The sequence below is a fragment of the Laspinema palackyanum D2c genome (assembly GCF_025370875.1).
Lineage (GTDB): Bacteria > Cyanobacteriota > Cyanobacteriia > Cyanobacteriales > Laspinemataceae > Laspinema > Laspinema palackyanum.
Window position 1 is genome coordinate 299,173 of record NZ_JAMXFD010000003.1, and the last position, 22,652, is coordinate 321,824.

14 protein-coding genes are annotated in these 22,652 nt (G+C 46.5%); 10 read left to right on the forward strand and 4 right to left on the reverse strand.

Going from position 1 to position 22,652, the window contains the following annotated elements:
* Positions 1 to 106: 106 nt before the first annotated feature.
* From NG795_RS06435 to NG795_RS06445, 3 genes are all read left to right on the forward strand, one after another.
* Complete coding sequence (locus NG795_RS06435; RefSeq protein ID WP_367287832.1) at positions 107 to 883, forward strand: Rpn family recombination-promoting nuclease/putative transposase; 777 nt, start codon at positions 107 to 109, stop codon at positions 881 to 883.
* Positions 884 to 1,383: 500 nt separating this feature from the next.
* Positions 1,384 to 3,141 (forward strand): hypothetical protein, encoded by a 1,758-nt coding sequence (locus tag NG795_RS06440; RefSeq protein ID WP_367287833.1) that lies wholly within the window; start codon positions 1,384 to 1,386, stop codon positions 3,139 to 3,141.
* Positions 3,142 to 3,479: 338 nt separating this feature from the next.
* Positions 3,480 to 4,121: a YggT family protein gene (locus NG795_RS06445; protein ID WP_367287834.1), complete on the forward strand. Its 642-nt coding sequence runs from the start codon at positions 3,480 to 3,482 to the stop codon at positions 4,119 to 4,121.
* A 110-nt stretch (positions 4,122 to 4,231) separates the two neighbouring features.
* On the opposite strand, the gene NG795_RS06450 is transcribed toward NG795_RS06445, so the two are convergent.
* Positions 4,232 to 5,806, reverse strand: coding sequence for an NAD(P)H-quinone oxidoreductase subunit N (locus NG795_RS06450; protein WP_367287835.1), 1,575 nt, complete (start codon positions 5,804 to 5,806; stop codon positions 4,232 to 4,234).
* Between the two features lie 718 nt (positions 5,807 to 6,524).
* Here NG795_RS06450 and topA point away from each other — a divergent pair.
* The 3 genes from topA to NG795_RS06465 all read left to right on the forward strand — a co-directional run bounded on the left by topA (position 6,525) and on the right by NG795_RS06465 (position 10,706).
* Complete coding sequence (gene topA, locus NG795_RS06455; protein WP_367287836.1) at positions 6,525 to 9,191, forward strand: type I DNA topoisomerase; 2,667 nt, start codon at positions 6,525 to 6,527, stop codon at positions 9,189 to 9,191.
* A gap of 115 nt (positions 9,192 to 9,306) precedes the next feature.
* Positions 9,307 to 9,972, forward strand: coding sequence for a Uma2 family endonuclease (locus NG795_RS06460; RefSeq protein ID WP_367287837.1), 666 nt, complete (start codon positions 9,307 to 9,309; stop codon positions 9,970 to 9,972).
* 119 nt (positions 9,973 to 10,091) lie between these two features.
* On the forward strand, positions 10,092 to 10,706 hold the full coding sequence (locus NG795_RS06465; protein WP_367287838.1) for a Uma2 family endonuclease: 615 nt from the start codon (positions 10,092 to 10,094) through the stop codon (positions 10,704 to 10,706).
* Positions 10,707 to 10,780: 74 nt separating this feature from the next.
* Here the strand turns inward: NG795_RS06465 and NG795_RS06470 are convergent, their stop codons facing one another.
* Positions 10,781 to 16,198 carry a trifunctional serine/threonine-protein kinase/ATP-binding protein/sensor histidine kinase gene (locus tag NG795_RS06470; RefSeq protein ID WP_367287839.1) on the reverse strand — a complete coding sequence of 1,806 codons (5,418 nt, stop codon included), beginning with the start codon at positions 16,196 to 16,198 and terminating at the stop codon, positions 10,781 to 10,783.
* 957 nt (positions 16,199 to 17,155) lie between these two features.
* Here NG795_RS06470 and NG795_RS06475 point away from each other — a divergent pair.
* Complete coding sequence (locus tag NG795_RS06475) at positions 17,156 to 17,761, forward strand: Uma2 family endonuclease (protein ID WP_367287840.1); 606 nt, start codon at positions 17,156 to 17,158, stop codon at positions 17,759 to 17,761.
* A gap of 97 nt (positions 17,762 to 17,858) precedes the next feature.
* On the forward strand, positions 17,859 to 19,796 hold the full coding sequence (locus NG795_RS06480) for a sensor histidine kinase (protein WP_367287841.1): 1,938 nt from the start codon (positions 17,859 to 17,861) through the stop codon (positions 19,794 to 19,796).
* 35 nt (positions 19,797 to 19,831) lie between these two features.
* On the opposite strand, the gene NG795_RS06485 is transcribed toward NG795_RS06480, so the two are convergent.
* Both NG795_RS06485 and ald read right to left on the reverse strand, forming a co-directional pair.
* Complete coding sequence (locus NG795_RS06485) at positions 19,832 to 20,407, reverse strand: GNAT family N-acetyltransferase (RefSeq protein WP_367287842.1); 576 nt, start codon at positions 20,405 to 20,407, stop codon at positions 19,832 to 19,834.
* A 182-nt stretch (positions 20,408 to 20,589) separates the two neighbouring features.
* Entirely contained in the window at positions 20,590 to 21,678 is a 1,089-nt protein-coding gene (ald, locus tag NG795_RS06490) for an alanine dehydrogenase (RefSeq protein ID WP_367287843.1), read from the reverse strand.
* Between the two features lie 133 nt (positions 21,679 to 21,811).
* On the opposite strand from ald, the gene NG795_RS06495 reads away from it, so the two are divergent.
* Both NG795_RS06495 and NG795_RS06500 read left to right on the forward strand, forming a co-directional pair.
* Positions 21,812 to 21,991, forward strand: a complete 180-nt coding sequence (locus NG795_RS06495; protein ID WP_367287844.1) for a CAB/ELIP/HLIP family chlorophyll-binding protein — start codon at positions 21,812 to 21,814, stop codon at positions 21,989 to 21,991.
* Between the two features lie 356 nt (positions 21,992 to 22,347).
* Positions 22,348 to 22,644 (forward strand): hypothetical protein, encoded by a 297-nt coding sequence (locus NG795_RS06500; RefSeq protein WP_435388801.1) that lies wholly within the window; start codon positions 22,348 to 22,350, stop codon positions 22,642 to 22,644.
* Positions 22,645 to 22,652 lie beyond the last annotated feature (8 nt).

Consider the following 22,652-nt stretch of genomic DNA (forward strand, 5'->3'; position numbering starts at 1 on the left):
CCTAATCGGGACAACTACTTAGGAAAAAGCCCGCACCAGTGCGGGCTTTGTGTTATTTTAGACATGAATAAAAATCAACAATTCATCATCAAAATAAACTGTCACCATGTATGATAACATCTGTAAGTTCCTAGCGGAACATTTTAGCCTAGATTTTGCCCGATGGTTTGTGGGACAAGCCATTGAATTAACCGAACTCAGTCTTAGGGAACTCTCCCTAGAACCGATTCGCGACGATTCCCTGATTTTACTGCAAGCGGAAAACTTTATTCTCCACCTAGAATTCCCAACCAACCCGGACCCCCAGATTCCCTTTCGGATGGCAGACTATCGTGTGAGGGTTTACGGATGCTTCCCTGAAAAAGAAATGAGACAGGTGGTGATTTACCTCAAACCCACTGACTCTCCCTTAGTCTATCAAAATCAGTTTAATTTGGATAAATTCCACCATGAATTTGAGGTGGTTCGGTTATGGGAACAACCGACAGAACTGTTCTTAAATTCACCGGGTTTACTCCCCTTTGCCGCCTTAAGTCGTACCGATAACCCCCTGGCGGTGTTAATGCAAGTGGCGCAGTCTGTGGAACAAATCGAGGACCCAGAAGAACAGGCTAATATTGCTGCCGCTTCCTCGATTCTGGCTGAGTTAATATTGGATCAAGAATCCATTCAACGGATTTTAAGTAGGGACCTCATGGGCGAGTCGTCCATGTATCAATCCATTTTAGACGAAGGGTTAGAAAAGGGTATCGAACAGGGTCGTCAACAAGGTTTTGAACAAGTTGCCATGAATCTGTTCCGCAGTGGAATGCCAGGGGCACAAATTATCAACGTAACGGGGTTAACTCGGGAACGAATTGAGGAACTGACAAGGGAGACTTAAAATAAAAGCGGGGATTTCAATCCCCGCTTTTTACTGAATTGGAACCTCAATAAATTGGCAAAATTTTGTCAACGATTCTATAGCGACTCTATTAGGAATTTGACGATTTGGAGAGAAAACTGACGGTTTACAACGGGATGGAGGATTAGGGGGTGGATTGAATCCCAGAGGAGAGAGGGGCATAGGGGCCAAACCTTCTCCCGCGAACAGATTCATAAACGGTGGTCCCCCTGTGTCCGGGTTATGATGCAGATGAAAGAGACAACAGCGTACCCCAGAGAAAACCCAGCCGCTAGGGAATCAGGAAATCCCAGCGATCGCAGGATTGCTCCTAAATCTAGTCATAACCCGTAGTTTTGCTCAAAAAGAGGTCCGGGGAGGAGTCATCAAGGTAGTTCAGGGAGTGGGATGAGAAAATGAGCTTGGTGAGTAGAAATAAAAGATTTTAATAGAGTCCGTTTTCCGCTACAGTGATTTATACTCTTTCTGCAAACCCACCCATGCTCAATCTAATGAAATGGTTGCGAAAGCCGATTAATTTGGTGTTAATCGGGGTCGCATCTACCCTATTTGTCATCTCTCAGATGACCGTTTCTCAAGCCTTCACCCCCGATGAAAACCATTATGAAATCTGGGGGTCCGATCAGTCCAACTCAGTCCCTAATGTGGAAAATTTCGGCTTGCAAGGGGGATTAGTTTGGATTTGGGATAGTCAAGACCTAGAACAACAAATTGAATCAGGGGTTGCTGCTCAACCTTTAGGTTGTGATGGCCAAAATCGCCCCGGAGATGGCCCTTGTGATCTGAATGTCGTTTTTCCGCGCAACTTGGCTGAATACGACCAAAACCGCCCGACAGGGAAAACCCTAGGGGACTTACCGGGCTTTGGTCGTTTACATGGGATGTTAACTGACCCTCAAAATAAATATCTCAATGTGAACTTATTCGCGCCAGGGGGCGGTTATGTCGGCATTATCGATGGCGAAACCAAAGAGGCGATCGCCCTATTCCGTGCCACTGCCACTAACGGCAGTGGCCCAGAACGTTCGGTGCATATGTCCTTTTGGAACTCTGACGGCAGCGCTCTATTACTAGCCAACTTAAACGGTAAATTATTAGAACGCATTGATATCGTCCGCGATCGAGAAGGCAAAATTATTGATGCGATTTACGACAAAACCGCCTCGTTGGGTGTGGGGAAAGGAATGGAAGTCCTCGACTCCGCCAAAGTGTATCGGGGCAAAAACGCCCACAATCATGATTTACTAGGAAAAGTTGTGGGCAACTATAACCCCACAGCCCTCGCTGATTTGACTCCCAGTGGTCAATGCAAAGAAAATGGCTGCACTGCTGAGAAAAACGCCAGCCAAGGGGGACGACCCAATAACCTCATTATTTGTCCCATTATCTCTAGCTTAGATCATGCCTACATTACCCTCGGCGCAGGGGGTCTGTTAGTCGCTAATACCAAAACCACTCCCATGAGTATTATCGGGGAATATAGCTCGGAACTCATTAACGGTGCCGGTTGTGGGGGGGTCGAAGTAGACGGCAACATCTGGTTAAATGCTGGGGTATCTGCCTCTGATGCAGGAGCAACCCAGTCCACCTTTAGTCTATACACTATCAATGATCGGGCATTTAGTAATCGTCCCAATCCGCCCAACAGTCCGGCCCCGGTTGTGGTGTATAAAGACTCCAGCAACACGGCTACAAATGGTAACACAAGTGGAGAGGCGACGAATACCACAGGACAGTTCCCGGGGATGACGACTCGTCATGACAGTCATGGCATGGCTGCTACGGTTTCTCGAACTTATATCCACACCACGGACCGGATTCAGAACCAGATTCAGGTGTTTAACAGCCAAACCTTAGAACAGACTGACTATGACCTCACTTCAGCCGATGGGAAAGGGAATGGTGTAGGAGCTTGTGCGGCTGCTTCTATCACCGATGATTCTAACTTACCCACTAATGATCCCGCGCCTGACTTAATGGAAGCGAGTCCTGATGGCAAGTATTTGTTTGTCGCTTTCCGGGGACCGCTTCCGGTTTCTGTGGGACACTCTTCCCAAGGGAGTTGTCCGGGGGTCGGTGTGGTTGAACTCACGGAAAATGGGGCATCGGGTCGCTTGGTCTCGGTCCTGCGGAGTTCTAATGTAGCGGATAGTGCGATCGCCGCCCTTGCCGGATCTCATGAATATCAAGGCAAGGAACATAGTGATATGCATGGTGTCGCCATTCGTCGCAAATAAGAGCAAATTGAGGTAAACCCGCCGAGGCGGTTGGGGGACATCCCCATTTGCTCAGTGTGCCTTCATCCCTATCCTTGTCAAGGTTTATTTGTAGGGGCGATTCGCGAATCGCCTCTACATTCCATCACGCTTTTGCGTCAGGAAATTTATCACCTTGACAGGGGAGAAAGCGAATCGCCTCTATATGAAATAATGTGAGAAATAAGGGCGGTATCACTTCCGGATTTCCCGTAATTTCCCCAGGCTGAAATCGGCGGCGATTTTACGGGCGATCGCTCTGAGTAGATAAACCGATTGATAGCATAAGGAATAATACTATCTTTGAGGAAGGGATAAAGATGAACCCAGATAATAGCCGACCCGATCGCGAAAACGCAAACCAACCCCCATCCTGGGATTCCGAGGAAGAATACCCCGCCCGAATCCCAGAACAACCGTTAACACCCCCAAATCCGGGCATTCCCAGAGGCGATCGCCCCTATAGTCCCTCTGAACAATCCCGGAACCCGGCCATTGATGACCTGCGACGGGAACAGGAACGTCACCTTCAAAACCTTGGGGAACTACGACAAGAAGAGGCGCGATTAAGCCGACAGATTCAGGAATTACGACAACAAGAAGAACATATCCACCGCCGAATTGAAGGCATCCAATTAGAAGAAGAGGAACGGCGCATTGCTGAAGTTAGGCGCAGACTGGCTTTAAGCAAGACCAATCAAGTGATTTACTATCTGATGGGAGCATTGGGCGTCTTGTTGGTTTTGAGAGCCGTGTTGCGACTTTTAGGCGCAAATCCAGCCAACCAGTTTGCTGGATTTATTTATGCTTTATCCTCTCCCTTTGTCACGCCGTTTGAAACCCTGTTTACAACGCCAACTTTTGGAAATTCTGCTTTTGAAATCAACGCTTTGATTGCGATCGCCGTCTATGGATTACTAACTTGGCTGGTGATTCGGTTACTGGAATTAATTTGGACTTAACCCAAATTGATCCTTAATGGGGTTTGAGCAGACCCCTAAAATAGGAGAGAGGCAACCCCACGGGGATTGCCTCTACAAAATATTACCGTTGATGATTGAACCGGCTTTTATTAAGGGGTTTTGGAAGCGTCTAAGTCTGCTGGACTGGTTAAAGTCGCAACAGGGACAGTTTTCCCCATCGAAGCTTGCAACATAGAGGTCCGAGAAACAGAATTATTCGCTAAGGTAAACAGAGGATTAGACAGAATCCCAGCGAGGGAAGTCGCAATCACCGTCAGGATTAAACCCACTTGCAGCGATCGCATTCCGCGCAAATTCCAGCGAATTTCTGGATAATTTCTGACTGCCTCGGACATTTCCTGCGGTTCCTTGACTACCATCATCTTGACGACGCGGATGTAGTAGTAAATGGAAACCACACTGGTTAATAAGCCCAGCAATACTAAGCCATAAAGACCCGCTTGCCAACCGGCCCAGAACAGATAAATCTTTCCAAAAAATCCAGCCAGGGGAGGAATTCCACCCAGAGAAAGCAAACAAATACTTAACCCCAAGGTTAACAACGGGTCTTTTTGATACAGACCCGCATATTCGCTAATTTGATCCGTTCCCGTGCGCAGGGTGAAGAGAATCAAACAGGTGAATGCACCTAAGTTCATGAACAGATAAACCAGCAGATAGAAAATCATACTGGCATATCCGGCATCGGTATTGGCAATTAAACCAATCATCACAAACCCCGCTTGTCCGATGGAGGAATAGGCAAGCATCCGTTTGAGACTGGTTTGAGCTAGGGCCACCACATTACCCAGGACCATACTGAGGATGGCGAGGGCGGTAAACACAAAATGCCACTCTTCTTGGACGATGGGGAATGCCGTCGTCAGCAGACGGATTGCTAGGGCAAACCCTGCTGCTTTAGAACCCACCGAGAGGAACGCCACCACTGGGGTGGGAGAACCTTCGTAAACGTCGGGAGTCCATTGGTGGAAGGGAACTGCGGAGATTTTGAACGAAATACCGGCAATCACAAACACCAGGGAAATCACCAGACCAATCGAGGGGCCTGTGCCCGAAGCAGTGATGCCGGAGGCGATCGCACTTAAGCGAGTTTCTCCTCCCGAAAGTCCATACAGCAACGACATTCCATAGAGAAACACTGCCGAAGAGGCAGCGCCAATCAGCAGATATTTTAAAGCCGCCTCATTGGAACGAGGATCCAGCTTCATGTAACCCGTGAGCAGATACGATGAAATACTCAGGGTTTCCAGGGAGACAAAAATCATCACCAACTCATCTGCGCCAGAGAGGAACATTCCTCCCAGAGTGGCGGTGAGCAAAATCATCAGAAACTCGCCCATTGCGGTGCCAGAGTTTTCCACATAGCGGATCGACATCAAAACAGTCACCACCGCAGACAGGGCGATAATGCCGCGAAAGATCACACTCATGGAGTCCCCATTGAACCCACCGAGGAACGAAATCGGGTCACTGGCCCCCCATTGATAAACCAGCGCCACCAGGGACGCCAGTAGACCCGCGATCGCCATGTAGGGGGTCACCTTCAGCGACTCCCGTCCGACGATCAGGTCATAAACCAGGACCACCAGGAGGGTAATGATCACAATTCCCTCTGGCAAAATTATTCCAGCATTTAACTGGGCGGCAAGATTAGCAAAGTTCATAGGAAGTTGTGGGCAGATACAATACAATCACCAGCATCAAGTTGGTGCAGGGTGTGCATTAGCAATTCTTTACATCTTGCATCTTACCTTGATATCCGCCCGAACCCCTCGAATCGCCTCGACTCCTCTAAGGGAAACTCGGTGATCCCCGGTCCCAGTTATTGATCTCAACCCACGGGTTTCCGTTCAGAGTAACGCCTAAAACCTATTGTCAACGGGGAAAAACTGGAAGTCCAATCCGAGACTTGCTCACCCCCTTCCCCATTTTTGCCTCCGGTTTCCTCTGCTTGTGTTAGGGTCAATTTAAGGAGCTTCTCCCCAATGCTATGGACCTCAGAGGGAAAAAACTCTGATCCGAGTGGGATGTTAAGTCGCCCTTGATTACCCCCATATAGATATAAAGGAGATCGGGAACCCTGGCGATCCAGAACCGAGGCGATCGCCGCTTTTTCCTGTCCTCTGGGTAGAAGTCAGTCTCAGCGTTCAGCCTCAAGCCCCCAACACCGAACCGCCCATCCCCTGATCCCGCAACCCCGTCGGGTTAGCGAAATCAGATATAACTAGAGATTGGCACGGATCGACCAGCAGCGCTCAACTGCAAAAACGGGGCCGTTAGACTCCAGTTAGACTGATGCCCCCTTTCCCGATCGCCCTTGACATCTCCCTCAAAAAGCTCTAAAGCTGACGTTCTACAAAGCTGCTATCCCCAAAAGGTGCCATGTCAACCCTCGTCATCGTCGAATCTCCAACCAAAGCCCGCACGATTCGGAACTTCCTGCCGAACGATTATCGCGTAGAGGCATCGATGGGTCACGTGCGCGATCTGCCCTCCTCTGCCGATGAAATTCCCGAACAAGTCAAAGGGGAAAAATGGGCGCAGCTTGGGGTCAATGTAGAAGCCGATTTTGAGCCCCTCTACGTCATCCCCAAAACCAAGCAAAAAGTCGTCAAAACCCTCAAAGATGCCCTCAAACAGGCCGATGAGCTGATTCTGGCAACGGACGAAGACCGGGAAGGAGAAAGTATTAGTTGGCATCTGCAAGAAGTGCTTAAACCCAAGGTGCCCATCAAGCGCATGGTGTTTCACGAAATCACCCGGGAGGCGATTCGTGATGCCCTCAACAATTGCCGCACGATTGATTATCAACTGGTCCATGCCCAAGAAACCAGGCGGATTTTAGACCGCTTGGTCGGTTATACCCTCTCGCCCCTATTGTGGAAAAAAATCGCTTCGGGACTCTCTGCCGGTCGGGTGCAGTCCGTGGCGGTGCGCCTGTTGGTCCAACGCGAACGGCAGCGGCGCGCCTTCCGTCAAGGGTCTTATTGGGATTTAAAAGCCCGCTTAGTCCAGGCCAAAACCCCCTTTGAGACCAAACTGGTGACTCTGGGCGATCGCAAAGTTGCCACCGGCAGCGACTTTGATGAATCCACCGGCCAAATTATCGCCGGTCGCAACGTCGTTCTCCTCAACGAAGAACAAGCTAGGGCCTTGGTCACCCAACTCACGGGCAAACCTTGGCAAGTCGCCAAAGTTGAGGAACGTCCCACCACCCGGAAACCTTCCCCTCCCTTTACCACCTCCACCCTCCAACAGGAGGCCAACCGCAAACTGCGGTTATCCGCCAGGGATACGATGAAAATTGCCCAAAGTCTCTACGAAAATGGGTACATCACCTACATGAGAACCGACTCGGTGCATCTGTCAGAACAGGCCCTCACCGCAGCCCGGACCTGTGTGGCAGAAATGTACGGGAAAGAGTATCTCAGTCCCAAACCCAGGCAATATGCCACCAAGAGCAAAGGGGCCCAGGAAGCTCACGAAGCCATTCGTCCGGCGGGAAGCAGCTTCCGCACTCCCCAACAAACCCCCCTCTCGGGACGGGAATTGCAACTCTATGATTTGATTTGGAAACGCACGGTTGCCAGTCAAATGGCCGATGCCCGTCAAACCATCGTAGCGGTGGATTTGCAGGTGGAGAATGCTGGATTTCGGTCCAGTGGCAAGCGGATTGATTTCCCCGGATTTTTACGCGCTTATGTGGAGGGGTCGGATGATCCCGATGCGGCGTTAGAGGACCAAGAGGTGATTTTACCGGCGTTGAAAGTCGGCGATCGCCCCAACTGCCAAAACATCGAGGCAGTGGGCCATGAAACCCAACCCCCGGCCCGATATACGGAAGCCTCCCTAGTCAAAACCCTAGAAAGCGAAGGCATTGGCCGTCCGAGTACCTACGCCAGCATCATCAGTACCATTATTGATCGCGGCTATTCCATCCTCAAAGGGAATGCCCTAGTCCCCACCTTTACCGCCTTTGCCGTCACCGATTTGTTGGAAAAATACTTCCCCGAATTGGTAGACCCCGGGTTTACGGCCAAAATGGAACGCACTCTGGATGATATTTCCACCGGAGAAGCGGCCTGGTTACCCTATCTCCAGAAATTTTATCTCGGGGAAACGGGACTGGAAACCCAAGTCAAACAACAGGAAAGTGCGATCGACCCCAACCAAGCCCGTAGCGTCGAATTGGAGAACCTCGATGCCAAAGTTCGCATCGGGCGCTATGGACCCTATATCGAAGCCGACAATGGTAGCGGGGTCGTCACCGCCTCCATTCCCAAGGACCTTACCCCCTCGGACCTGGACCCGGAACAAGTCCAACTGATTCTCAAGCAAAAAACCGAAGGACCGGACCAACTCGGTACCGACCCCAATACCGGACTGCCGATTTATATCCTGATTGGCAAATATGGCCCTTATGTCCAACTGGGAGAGGCTACGGAAGAGAATAAAAAACCGAAACGGGCTTCTTTCCCCAAAGGGGTGACAGCGGAAAACTTGACTGTAGAACAAGCAGTGGGACTGTTAGCGTTGCCGCGAACCTTGGGAGTGCATCCCGAAAACGGCGGTAAAATCCAAGCGAGTTTAGGGCGATTTGGACCTTATGTGGTCTGCGATCGGGGGAAAGAAGAGGGCAAAGAATATCGGTCCTTGAAAGCCGGAGATGATGTTCTCAGCATCACCCTCCCTCGCGCCTTAGAGTTACTCGCCGAACCGAAAAAGGGACGCAGTAGCAAAACCAGCAAAGCCAAAGAACCCCTGCGCGAACTCGGCAAACATCCAGCAGATGACGAACCCGTGAACGTTTACGACGGACCCTACGGACCCTACGTCAAACATGGGAAAACCAATGCCTCGGTACCCGAAGGCACCACCGTAGAAGATGTCACCCTGGCACAAGCGGTTGAACTCCTGGCTGCAAAAGCATCCACCTCTAAGAGTAAGAGTAAGACTAGCAGCAAATCCAAAACCACCAGTAGTACCAAATCTAAAACCGGGACAACCAAGAAGAAAACCACAACTTCCACCGCGAAGAAAAAGAGTTAAACCATGAGTGAGGGGTGCGTTGCCGATGAGATAACGCGCCCTTTTGTTTAATTCGGGTTAATTACGCCCCTATAAAATATAGAAACACCAAAAATCAATCTGACCCTTAATTAAGATGATTGTCACAGCACCTCAAAATTATCGCAATTTGCTCGGGGAAAAGCGCGTCTCCCTGCGAGGCTTAACTTGGCAAGCTTATCAGCAGATTCTTCATGCTTTACCCCAAAGTCGTTCCGCCCGTCTGACTTATGATCGCGGTATTTTAGAAATTACTATGCCTTTAGAAAGTCACGAATTTGCCCTCCGACTGATTGAACGCTTTATCATTATTCTCATCTTTGAGATGGGGCTGAAGATTAAAACAATGGGGTCTACCACGATGGATCGAGAAGAGTTAGATCGCGGTTCAGAACCCGATTGTGCCTATTATATTCAACATCAATCTCAAGTCGCAGGGCGGACCGTAGATTTTACCGCCGATCCACCCCCCGATTTGGTGGTAGAAGTCGATATAACCCATACGGATATCGACAAAAATCGGCTTTATGCTGCGATGGGAGTGCCGGAATTTTGGCGCTACAATGGCCGGGAATTGAAAATTTATCAATTGATTGAAGGCATTTATCAGGAATGCGATCGCTCTCCTACCTTTACCTGGGTTGAAAAAGAGTATTTATATGAATTCTTAGAACAAGCCCAGCAGGATGAAATGGAGGCAGAACGAAGATTTAGAGAACGAGTTCGAGGGCACATCGCCTCCCAGAAAAAAACCGAAGGCTGATCCTCAGATCAGGGAGGAGGAAAACGCAAAACCTGTTACAGCTAACTCTCAATTCCTCCCCAACTCTAACCTTGAATAATTTGGGTTAGAATAAAACCAAACTTAACCTGCGAGTTGCTATGACTTCCACCCTCAGCCAACGCACCTATACGGTTGATGAATATTTAACCCAAGAAATTGCCTCCCAGGACCGTCATGAATATCGCAATGGAGAACTTGTTCTGATGCCCGGTGGTACTCCCAATCACAATCAAATTACCTTGAATTTAGCGGGGTCCTTAAATTTTGCCTTGCGACGCCAACCCTATAGGGTCTTTATCGCGGATCAACGCCTATGGATTCCGGACCGGCGAATTTATACTTATCCGGATGTGATGGTTGGGGGTCAGCCGGTAGAATTGCAGGAAGGGCGCAAAGATACGGTGACCAATCCGATTGTCATTGCCGAAGTTTTATCCCAGTCCACTCGCAGTTACGATAAAGATGACAAATTTGCAGCTTATCGGAGTATCCCCAGTTTTAGCGAGTATTTGTTGATTGACCAATACACCGCCCATATTGAACATTACACCAAAACTGAAGGTCAGGCTTGGTTGTTCCGCGAGTATGATGGTTTAGAAGCAACGGTCTCATTTCAATCCTTTGACTTCTCTTTACAACTGCTTGATTTGTATGATAGAGTTGAGTTTTCATCGGAAGATGTGAAGGTTGAGTCAGATTTAGAAGAGAGTTGATTTCAGGTTTTGTTTTGAATTCAATTGCGGTTTTTCATGGGTTTAGGAGCAGTTTGTCCTCGAATTTAACCTTACTATTGCTTAGATTGAGGAGAATAGGGAAGGGAAATTGTAAATTCTGTTCCTTGGCCTAAAGTTGAATGGACCTCTAGGGAACCGGAGTGTTTTTCTACGATAATCTGGCGGGCGATCGCCAATCCTAATCCGGTCCCTTTCCCCACCTCTTTGGTCGTAAATAGATGCTCAAAAATTTTGGCTTGCAACGTTTCACTCATTCCCACTCCATTGTCTTGAATCCGAATAATCACCTGTTGTTGGTCACGGGAGAGCTCGGTTTTGACAATAATTTGATTATTAATTTCTCCATACTCACATCCTTGATTGGATTCTTCCAAGGCATCGATCGCATTGCTCAAAAGATTCATAAAAACTTGATTGAGTTGGCCCGCATAGCATTCGATCATCGGCAAATCACTATAGTCTTTGATGATTTTAATTTCCGGGCGATTTTCATTAGATTTAAGGCGATGTTTGAGCAGCATAATGGTACTATCGAGTCCGTGGTGAATATTGCAGGCTACGGGGCGATCGGTATCAGCACGAGAGAAGGTTCTCAGGCTATTACTAATATCGTTAATCCGCTTGACGCCTTCCTGCATAGAATCGATTAATTTTGGTAAGTCTTCTTGAATATAATCTAGCTCAATTTCTTCTATTTTATTTTGAAGTTCTGGGTCTAAGTTGGGATATTTTTCTTGAAATAACGCGAGCAAATCGAATAAATCAGTAATGTAATCTAAGGCTGGATTAATATTTCCGCTTAAGAAGTTAACAGGATTATTGATTTCGTGGGCGATGCCGGAAACGAGGTTTCCTAGGGCTGACATTTTTTCGCTTTGGACAATTTGGAGTTGTGCTTCTTTCAGTTCAGTTAAGGCTTGTTGGGCGGTTTGATAGAGACGGGCATTTTCTAAAGAAATAGCAGCTTGAGCACAAATTAGACTGAGGACTTCGACGCGATCGCTCGTAAATGCACCCACCGTCAGATGATTTTCCAGATATAAAACTCCAAACAACTGTCCTTGATTAATCAGCGGACTACAAAGCACACTTTTCGGCTGGTATTTTTGAATATAACTATCCGCCATAAACCGAGGATTAATGCGGGCATCGGCCAGGACCAAAGGTTTTAAAGTCCGCTTGACCCTATTCACTAAAGTAATCGGAACATCTAAACTGCATTCCAGAGGAATTGAAGAGAGAATTTCAGGAGATTTTCCAAATTCTATCAAAGCTCTTACCTGTAAATCCAGGTCTTGTTTAAGAAGCAGAACCCCCTTATTTGCCCCCGCATTGGCAATGATAATTTCTAAGATAACGGTTAAAAGTTTATCCAGTTGCATTTCACTAGAAATGGCTTGAGAGGCTTTGACTAAGGTTGCCAAATCTAGGGCCTCCGATATCCGGCTAGAGGTATGTTGAGATAGAATAATTTCTGCCTTAGTGGGTTCTGGCACAAAGCCAGTCTGGTGCGGTTGTTCTAAAAGCGGCGAGAGGAATTCAGGATAACGTTGTGCTAAATCAGCCACCTTGGCTGTAGCTCTCCATTGAGCATAACAATAGTAAGCTTCTTGAATATAACTTGCGGCCACTTTTTCTTTACCCCACCCTAGGTAAAATTCAGCAGCCAGTTCATTAGCTAAAGCTTCTTCTTGGAGATATTCATGTTGTTTAGCCCCAGCAATTGCCTGATCATACAGGTCTATCGCTTCGGACTTTTTCCCTAATACTCGACATTTTTCTGCCTCGACTAAACTAAGCTTATGGCCGTAATTCATGGGGGCATAATGCGCCCATTCCTCAAGAATGGTTTGATGATTGGCTAAGAGTTTGAGCGTATTAGCTTGCTCAGTTCCGGACTGAGTATTGCTTACTGCTAAATAGATGAGCGCCGCATAAAAATGGAAAATAGGGGTGTGAATTGAGCCGAAAACCGCTTGCAAAGCTTGGTTAGCTTCGGCCATATAGGTGAGGGCATTTTGTGGCTGATGAAATAGATAATCCAGAATGAGCTTGTAGGTATAGAGATAAGCCAAGCCTGAGATTTCATTATCTTTCTGATACTGGCTAATCATCACGGTCTCATTGTAGAAGTTTCCAATTAATAGCTCTTTTTGCGGGGCGGTTCCCATCAAATTATGAAGCATCTGTTGGGTCATCTTGAGGTAAAGTACGGGAGAATTCTGCTTGGCTTTAGTTAAAACCCCACAGTAATTCTCTATTTCTGCCTCCAAATTTTCCAGTCCGACCCCCGCGAAGAAATTATTATAAAAATAAACTGCAATATTATAACCACCCGTCAAAAAATCGCCGATTTCCATACCCGCCAAATAACCTTCTTTCACCTTGGGGAGAGTGGCTCTTAAATTTTCATAACGATGTTGGATAAAAAATCCAAACCATAGTAAAGTCATCGGCTTGAATTCCCGCACATTTAACCGCTCCAGTAAACTTAGTGCTAGACACCCAAATCGATAGCCTGTTTCTACCTCGCCCAAAAAAGCACAGAGCACCATGCCATAACTGGCATAGCCAATGGTTGATGCAGGTGCATTTCCAAATTTTAGGGATAGACTCACAATGGTGGAACATAACAGCGGTTGTAACCCGGGACTGGCTTGATAAACCGGCGGAAATAATAAGGCTAACAGTTCCATTGCGGCGATCGTCTGAGGATCCTTGATCACCGGCAGATTAACCAACTCCTCAATCTGGGTATCCTGAAGTTGCACCGCTAAGGTTTTGAGCGCTTCGTCGGTCAAGGCTTGATCCGGTTCAGAGGAGAACTCCACCCCCAATTGTTTGAGCGCCTTTTGACCGATCGCGATCGCCTCTAACATCCGATTCTGGGTAGTCCTAGCGCTGATTTGAATTTGATAAATCTTCACCTGATCGAGTAAAGTTCTCGCGCATTTTAAAACCTGTTCTCCAAAATAATCCAGCTCATCAAAATTCGCATTTAGATAAGCGATTTCTGCCGCATTTACATAACAGATTAGAGTTAATTCATACTGACTTTGCCAACAGTTATCATCCAGCAAGTCTAATCCAATTTGCACAAAAGTTTTTGCGGCGGAATAGGCTGTGGAATTTCTAGCTTTTTGGGCAGCGGCCAAGTTAAGGCGGACTAACCCTTCCCGTTCCTGGGGTAGAGTGATTAACTCTTGGCCTAAATTAAAATGCCCGACAATATCAAACAGGTTCTCCTCTTTTTCTACCTCCGACAAGTTTTGTTGCAGGAGTTTACCAATCTGATAATGGATCTGCTTTTTTTGCGGTTCAGGAATCAGGGAATAGCTGGCTTGTTGAACCCGATCATGTAAAAATCGATAAGTGGGATTGGCTGAAGCCTGGACCACTTCCTCAGTCTCAGATTCAGTAAACAACTTATAAATTTTTGTGGTGGGAATTACCAACCCTTTCTGCAAGGCTTGCCATAAAGCCGTTGCCGTCATCCCCTGGGAGTTTTCACTGACAATGGCTAAGGTATTCAAATCAAACTCTGCTCCAATACAAGCCGCTAGTTTGAGAATTTCCTGGGTTTCTCTCGGCAACTTTTGTAATTGCAATGCCATAAACTCTACCACGTCATCCGTAATAGCTAGGGCTTTGACTTGGGCCATATCGCACTGCCACCCCCCTTGAATTTTTCCTGAATTCAGGGGAGAGTGATGGCGCTTCAAGGTAATCAGATTATCTTCATACAAGGCATTGAGGAACCGCGTGGCAAAGAAAGGATTACCTTGAGTTTTTTGATAAATTAATTCGGTTAAAGATTCCGTTATAGATAACGGGGAATTTAAGGTTTCTGATACCAACTGATTGAGGTGATTTTGGCTTAAGGCGGACAAGGTAATTGTATTGACCTGGTCTCCATTTTTCACCATTTCATCCACCGCTAAGATAAAAGGATGGATGGGAGACACCTCATTATCCCGGTAAGCCCCCAAGACTAATAAATATCCACCCTCTTGCATCAAGATTTTTAGCAAATTAATCGAGGCAGAATCCGCCCATTGCAAGTCATCTAAAAATATCACGAGCGGATGGTCTTGATGGGTGAAGACTTGGACAAATTTTTGAAAGAGCAGATTAAAACGATTTTGGGCGGCAGTTCCTGATAATTCTGGGGCCGATCGCTGTTTGCCGATGATGTTTTCTAACTCCGGAATTACCTCAATTAAAACTTGGCCATTTTCCCCCACGGCTTCCAGCAGTTTTGTTTTCCAGGTTTGCAGTTGAGTATCGGATTCCGATAGCAACTGCTCAATTAAGTCTTGAAAGGCTTGCACAAAAGCCCCAAACGGAATGTTGCGGTTAAATTGCTCATATTTTCCCTGGATAAAATAACCCCGTTTCCGAACAATGGGTTTATGAACTTCATGAATGACTGCGGTTTTGCCTATCCCCGAAAATCCAGCGACGAGCATCATTTCGCTGGCCCCCTGGCTGGCTCTCTCAAAGGCATTTAAAAGTTGAGTGACTTCGGCTTCTCTGCCGTAGAGTTTTTCGGGAATCATAAAGCGATCGCTGATGTCTTGCTCGCCAATTTCAAAATCCTGAATCTGACCCGTTTGTTCTAATTGCGCTAAACAAATCTCTAAATCATGCTTGATTCCTAATGCACTCTGATATCGGTCTTCTGCATTTTTCTCCATCATCTTCATGACAATTTTAGATAAAGGTAGAGGAATGCTTGGATTAATTTTATGGATGGGAATTGGGGGTTTCGCTAGATGACAATGGACCAACTCGATCGCATCTTCTGAAATAAAGGGTAATTGTCCGGTGAAGAGTTCATAACAGGTGACTCCCCAAGAATAAAAGTCACTCCGATAGTCTATCCCTCGATTCATTCTGCCCGTTTGTTCCGGCGATAGATAGGCGAGGGTTCCTTCTAACTCATTGCTGTTTTCGATTTGCTGGATTTCTCTAGGCAACAGCGAAGAAATGCTAAAATCAATCAATTTAACTTCTTGGGTTTTTCGATTAATTAAAATATTAGCGGGTTTAATGTCTTTATGAATAACTTGATTTTGATGTAAATTATGAATCACTTCTGTGACTTTAAGAGCAATCTTGACAATTTCTAATAAAGTTAAAGGTTGAGATAAGGTATTGTTCTCGTTGGCTCGGTGGAAATAATGAGCTAAAGACACCCCCCCAAAGTCTTCCATCACTAAAGCATAGCTATTTCGATAGACTTCTAGGGAAAGAGGTTTAATAATCCCAGGATAGTTAAGGTTTTTGGCAATAATATATTGATTCCGAAACTGAACCACTTCATAGAAATTGGGGTGTTCATTTCGTAAAACTTTGATCACAACGGGTTGTTGATCACTAAGCCTGATCCCCCGATACACTAGGGTTTTTGTACCTTTATACAAGGTTTCATAAATTTGATAGCCGGGTAAAGTGTCGAGTATCTTCATGATTTTAATGGTTCTTTAGTTATGAGTTTTTATAGGTATAAATTCAGGATATGAAAGCTCAATGAGAATCGGGAGGAAAATAGCAAGAACTCTATTAGATCCGATAGGGATTTCGAGAGCGAAGTATCCTAAATGATTGGTAACACAGCCAGGGAGCAAGGCGCAAAACCTGCGGCATGGCTAACGATCTGCGGCACTACAAAAATTTGAAAATGGATCCCTACCCGAACTGATTTAGGACTCCGATAACGTCGAACCGGGAGCCTCGCAACGCTTTCTTGACCTTCTTGAAAAGACTGTTTCCCCAGGGAAAACTCTTTAATCTTTATGGTTTCAAGATGTTTTTTGTCCATCATTTGCAAGTGTTTGGTTTAACGTATAAGCCTGGTAAACCCCCTTTTATTTGACTTAACCTTTATGCGGTTAAGGGACAAAGCCAAATTGAAATGGCCTATCTCTAATCATACAATCCAGTTCAGGCTAATTCACTGAGCTGGCCCTAAAATTACCAAAACTTAACATTTTGCGAGTCAGGAAATTTAGGCGATCGCACCGAATGGGTTAGATCAGAATTTTCGCGAGGAAACTGTTTCTGGATTTGACTTGAATTCCGTAGGCAGTTTTCAGGAAGTTTTAATCGAGGATAACAGAAAACTCAGGGTTCAGAACAAGTCCCTCAATCCGGTCCGTTATCAAACCCGAGGGTTTCACCACAAGCCCAGGATCACTCCTCAATGCCTCGGGATAATTGCACCAAGAGAACAAAACCAGGCATTTACCATAACTTATCCCCTCAGAAACAGGACGGATCAGTTTGATGAATCCCCTGTTTGATTACCGCCGCTCCCCTGTTATGATCCAAATAGCCGGTTAGCTGCGGATTGGACTATTGCCAGTTTTAGCGTGACTCGTTCCAAATCCGCTTCGACAATAACGTGATTTTGAGGAACCCTAAACATGATAGCTCTTTCTGAATTTGCTGATTTTATCAGCCCAGAACAATACCTAGAACGGGAAATTAAAAGCCCCATCAAACATGAATATATCGATGGAAAAGTTCTAGCAATGGCAGGCACAACAGACACCCATAATACGATCGCTGGAAATTTGTTTGCGCTCATTCGTAGCCACCTTCGAGGTACAGGTTGCCGCTTGTATATTGCGGATGTTAAAGTTTATATCGAACCACGTAATTGCTTTTATTATCCTGATTTAATGGTTACTTGTGATCCTATAGACCGAGAAACTTCTACCTATAAACGCTTTCCTAAATTGATTATCGAAGTGCTTTCTCCGAGTACCGAAGCTTTTGACCGAGGGGACAAATTCAACGATTACCAAACCATAAGCAGTCTGGAAGAGTATGTTTTGGTCAATACAAAACATCAACGAGTGGAAGTTTTCCGAAAAACTGAGGAAGGGGGATGGCTATTTCAAACTTATACTTCCACTACAGCAACATTTACGCTTAAAAGTTTAAATTTAACCGGGTCGTTTGCTGAAGTGTATGAAGAGGTCACCCTTGAACTAGACTCAAGAACTAGGGCAGAAAACTCCAGGTAATTTCCGGCTAATTCAGACTTAGCACTATCAGAAATGGTCAAAAGAATAGGCGTTTAGTAATGATTCTTTGATGATAAAATCCCCTACGGAGTGTCAGATGAAGAGAAGTTTAGGCCAGGTTCAGTTGCGGCAAAATGTCGGATTAATTGGTGCGATCGCCTTTGTTTACTGTGTTTTAGGCATCCTGGGACTCAAGTTAGCGGTTCTCCCCGGAGGTGTTACAGCGGTTTGGATTCCCGCAGGGGTGGGTTTGGCGGCAGTTCTGATCTGGGGAAACCGGATTTGGCCCAGTATTACTTTGGGTTCTTTTGGCATTTCAGTGGTGGTGGACCCCTCCTTAGTTAGTCTGGCAATCGCGGCAGTCACTGCGGTGGGAAATACCCTGACGCCTCTATGGGGGGCGGGTTTAATTCGCCGCTTAACTCACACCCGCTATCCGTTTCATCGCGTCAATGAGGTGTTTATTTTTGTCGGTTGTGGGGCGATCGCCGCTCAAACCATCAGTGCCACCCTGGGCATTTTGGCCCTTTGTGTGGCGCAATGGGTAGATTGGTCGAATTTTGCACAGTCTTGGGTGACTTGGTGGGTGTCTAATCTGGCCGGTGTGCTCATTTTTACCCCGGTTTTGTTGAGTTGGCATCACTTTTTAAGTCCAATTTGGCAACAGAGAAAGGAAACTCGAATTTTTTCTCACTTGCGAAAAATTGTGGGACAGGAATTGCACTCTCTACGTCTCGAAAGTTTGAGCTGGTTTTTCCTCTTTGATGGCGTGGTTAGTTTAGCCTTTTGGTACGCATATCCCGTAGAATATTTAATGATTCCCTTGTTAGGTTGGGCGGCATTTCGCTTTTCGGAACGCTGGACCACGTTAGCGATCGCCTTGACGGGATTAATGGCGATCGCCGGAACCATTCTCAATCGCAGTTCCTTTGTCCGAGATAATCTCAACGCCTCTCTCCTCTTCTTAGAATCCTTTATTGGCGTCATCTCAGTCACCACTCTGGTTCTCATTGCCGTCCTCCAAGAACGTCGCCACGCTTTAGAAGGCTTAAAACAAGCCAAAGCCGAACTAGAATATAGGGTCATCGAACGCACCCAGCAACTCTCCCAAGCGAACGAACAACTCATGCGCCAAGAGATTCATTTAACAGAAAAAGCCGAGTCTCTCTCCAATGCCTTACGTCAAGTCAAGCAAACCCAAGGCCAATTGATTCACAATGAAAAAATGATTAGTTTGGGGCAGTTAGTCGCAGGCATTGCCCATGAAATCAATAATCCTGTCAGTTTTATTTATAGCAATCTCTCTCCCGCTACAGACTACTTTCAAGATATCTTAGACTTATTATCCCTCTATCAGGAAAAATATCAAGAACCCGACCCTGAGATTGTAGAACTGGAAACTCAGATTGATTTACCCTTTGTTAAAAAAGATTTATTTAAACTCCTGAATTCTATGAAATCAGGGGCCGATCGCATCCAGCGGATTGTCTTGAGTCTCCGGAATTTTTCCCGCTTAGATGAAGCTCAGTTGAAAGCGGTCGATATTCACGAAGGATTGGAAAGTACCCTGCTGATTCTCCAACATCGCATCCAGGGTTCTGAATCTTCACCACCCCGGATTGAAGTCATCAAAGACTATAGTCAACTCCCTCCAGTAGAATGTTTGGCGGGGGAACTCAATCAAGTGTTTATGAATCTCCTCACCAATGCGATTGATGCGATCGAAGCCCATGCACCGGCTGATTCTGGAAGGCTTCACATCCAGACCAGTGAAGTCGAAGACCAGAAAATTCGGATTGCGATTACCGATAATGGCGGGGGTATTCCTCCGGAAGTTCAAACTAAAATTTTTGACCCATTTTTTACCACAAAACCTGTAGGTCAAGGGACCGGATTAGGGCTATATATTAGTTATGAAATGATTGTCCAAAAGCATCACGGTACTCTAAGTTGTCATTCAGAACCGGGAGTTAGCACGACCTTTGAAATTATCCTTCCCCTGCGCCATACTGCCTTGGGTATAATAATGCCTTAAATTTAGCTAAATTTGGGTTATTTTCTCAGTCAAACTTAAAGGTTATCACACCCATACTTGAGAATCAGCCGTTCCTCGGGTTGTTTTAAGGCTGGTAACTGCTCAGGCTTCAAGTGATAATCACATTCAAATTGTAACCCAACTTTTTCCATGACTCGAATCGAGGCTTGATTGGCTTGTAATGCCCAAGCAATGATTCTGGTTACCCCCCACTCATTAAACCCTTTATCTCGAAGCGATCGCCCCCCTTCAGTGCCATATCCTTTCCCCCAACTTGACTGCCGCAAGCGATATCCCAGGGTAATCTCCCCCTCTCGAACGAGATTCGCCGCTACCCCAAAGGAACTGGTGATGGCAGGGTAAAAGTGAAACCAGCCAATAAATTCGCCGGTAGCTTTCTCATGAGTCGCCCAAAACCCAAAGTTTTCATAATTTTCATAATAGTCTAAAATTTTGCCTAACCCTGCTTCAATGTCCGCTAAATTACTGGGAATTCCGCCATTAATGTAGCGCATCACCGCCGGGTCACTGTCTAATTCTAAAAGGTGATTAACATCACTATCATTAAAATAACGCAGGATTAAACGGTCAGTTTCGAGAAAAGTTTTCATGGTTTCTACCGTATTTAAAGGTTCTCACCCTCTTTGCTAAAGGACTCCCTACAAATCATCCAGATTTTTCTGATTAAGACTTCCACAAATTTTAAAATCTAAGCTAAATGTAGAGGCGATTCGCACATCGCCTCTACATTTAGGGTCTAATATTAAAAATGACCTCAGTCCTGGGATGATTTCTAAGGCACTAAATCGGGGAAATCACGCTGAACATCAGGATGCAACAGTTGATGGTTTTTCACGTTCAGACCCTTAGATAAAGCTGCATCAAATGTTAAGGCTTTTACGCCATTATTGGCTAATTTCACCACATAAGGTAAGGTACTATTGTTAAGGGCTTGCGTGGCAGTCCAAGGGACGGCCCCGGGCATATTGGGTACGCCATAATGCACAACTCCGGCTTCAATATAAGTAGGATTTGTATGGGAAGTGGGACGCATGGTTTCCACACAACCGCCTTGATCCACTGCCACATCAATAATCACTGACCCGGGACGCATGGTTTCCACCAACTGACGCGGGACTAAAATCGGCGCACGACGTCCGGGAACGAGGACGGCACCAATCAGTAAGTCGGCATTGGGAACGGCTGCCTCGATTTGTAAGGACTCACTATACAGCAGTTCGACCCGGGACCCAAACAAGGTTTCCAGATAGGCGAGGCGATCGACGTTGATATCCAAAATTTGCACTCGCGCGCCCATTCCGACTGCCATCCTTGCTGCTTCTGTCCCGACAATACCCCCGCCTAAGATGACCACATGACCCGGTTTGACCCCAGGAACGCCTCCCAACAGCACTCCCCGTCCCCCTTGTTGCCGTTCGAGGTATCTCGCGCCAAACTGCACGGAGAGACGACCGGCGATAATGCTCATGGGGGTAAGTAGGGGGAGTCGTTTATCTGGAAGTTCGACGGTTTCATAGGCGATCGCACAGACGCCCGATTCCATCAGAGTCTCGGTTAATTGGCGATCGGCGGCTAAATGGAGGTAGGTAAACAGCAGTTGCTCTTTGTGCAAATACCCATATTCCCCCGGTAAGGGTTCTTTCACCTTCACCACCAATTCCCGACTCCATGCCTCTTTCGCCGTGGGGACAATTTTTCCCCCACTATGCAGATACTCTTGATCGCTGAATCCTGAACCGACCCCGGCATGGGTTTCGATAAACACGGAATGTCCCTGTTCCGTAAGGACTCTGACGCTACTCGGACTCAACCCCACCCGATATTCCCGATCTTTTGTTTCTTTTGGGACGCCAATTTCCATGAATAACCTCTTGTGGTTCTGTTGTGATACCTTAATTTAGGAAATTTTAGAAGGATTGTTGTTGACGAATGAGTCCGCGTCCCTACAATAGAAGATGATAAATCGTTAAGAATTGTAAATTAACCGACTCACCATGACAGAACCCCAACCTATCGGACCTACCGTTACCCCGAAGCTGGAAGAACCAAAATTTGGCTTCAATAAGTATGCTGAACGCTTGAATGGTCGGGCGGCGATGATTGGTTTTGCCCTGACTCTGCTGATCGAATACCTCACGGGACAAGGTCTGCTGTCCTGGTTGGGCCTCAATTAGGTCATCTCCTGAAAGCGGGCGGGTGGGCAATTCTCACCCGTCCCCGGGACTTCCAAGTGGGGAATCGACTGGGGTTTAAAACCTCCCAGGGGAATTGAAAGAACTCCGGAATTGGCTCCCTAGGGGCAGAAACCATCTGTAGGTAGATTGACCCCATTGGACTGACCATTCCACCCACCGATTGCTTTTAGAGGCGATCGCCTTTTTGAGCAAAACCCTCTAAACGGTAGAGTACAATGAACCCTTGAAACGTTACAATAACAAGGGGAGGGAGGATTGCCCTCGCCCTAAACTTGGGGGTCAACTTTAAATCTTAACCATAAAGAAAAATTACCCGCGCAGAAAAAACAGTAACTATGATGAATCCTGGATTGATTAGATTTCTAAAGTCGGCCTACCGTCAAGAACCTATTACTAGCTTTATCGTGATCGTGGGTGCCGTCGATGCAGCCCTCGGAGGAATTGACCAAAGCGTTTCGCTGTTTAGTTTTGGCATCGTCCTGGTCAGCGTGGCCTTGGCTTTACGATGGTGGCAACTCCAGCGCAGTCAGCCTTTAGATCTCGAACGAGTGCCGGAACATTATCTCCCCCCGGCTTCTTCTCGTCAACCCCTCCCCTTATTGATGACTTCTAAAAAATATCCCCCGCAATAACCCTTCGG

Coding starts and splice junctions, on each gene's coding strand:
- NG795_RS06465 (WP_367287838.1), top strand. CDS start 10,092: ATGACTTCCACCCTCAGCCAACGCACCTATACGGTTGATGAATATTTA.
- ald (WP_367287843.1), bottom strand. CDS start 21,678: ATGGAAATTGGCGTCCCAAAAGAAACAAAAGATCGGGAATATCGGGTG.
- NG795_RS06435 (WP_367287832.1), top strand. CDS start 107: ATGTATGATAACATCTGTAAGTTCCTAGCGGAACATTTTAGCCTAGAT.
- NG795_RS06500 (WP_435388801.1), top strand. CDS start 22,348: ATGATGAATCCTGGATTGATTAGATTTCTAAAGTCGGCCTACCGTCAA.
- NG795_RS06470 (WP_367287839.1), bottom strand. CDS start 16,198: ATGAAGATACTCGACACTTTACCCGGCTATCAAATTTATGAAACCTTG.
- NG795_RS06485 (WP_367287842.1), bottom strand. CDS start 20,407: ATGAAAACTTTTCTCGAAACTGACCGTTTAATCCTGCGTTATTTTAAT.
- NG795_RS06440 (WP_367287833.1), top strand. CDS start 1,384: ATGCTCAATCTAATGAAATGGTTGCGAAAGCCGATTAATTTGGTGTTA.
- topA (WP_367287836.1), top strand. CDS start 6,525: ATGTCAACCCTCGTCATCGTCGAATCTCCAACCAAAGCCCGCACGATT.
- NG795_RS06495 (WP_367287844.1), top strand. CDS start 21,812: ATGACAGAACCCCAACCTATCGGACCTACCGTTACCCCGAAGCTGGAA.
- NG795_RS06480 (WP_367287841.1), top strand. CDS start 17,859: ATGAAGAGAAGTTTAGGCCAGGTTCAGTTGCGGCAAAATGTCGGATTA.
- NG795_RS06445 (WP_367287834.1), top strand. CDS start 3,480: ATGAACCCAGATAATAGCCGACCCGATCGCGAAAACGCAAACCAACCC.
- NG795_RS06450 (WP_367287835.1), bottom strand. CDS start 5,806: ATGAACTTTGCTAATCTTGCCGCCCAGTTAAATGCTGGAATAATTTTG.
- NG795_RS06475 (WP_367287840.1), top strand. CDS start 17,156: ATGATAGCTCTTTCTGAATTTGCTGATTTTATCAGCCCAGAACAATAC.
- NG795_RS06460 (WP_367287837.1), top strand. CDS start 9,307: ATGATTGTCACAGCACCTCAAAATTATCGCAATTTGCTCGGGGAAAAG.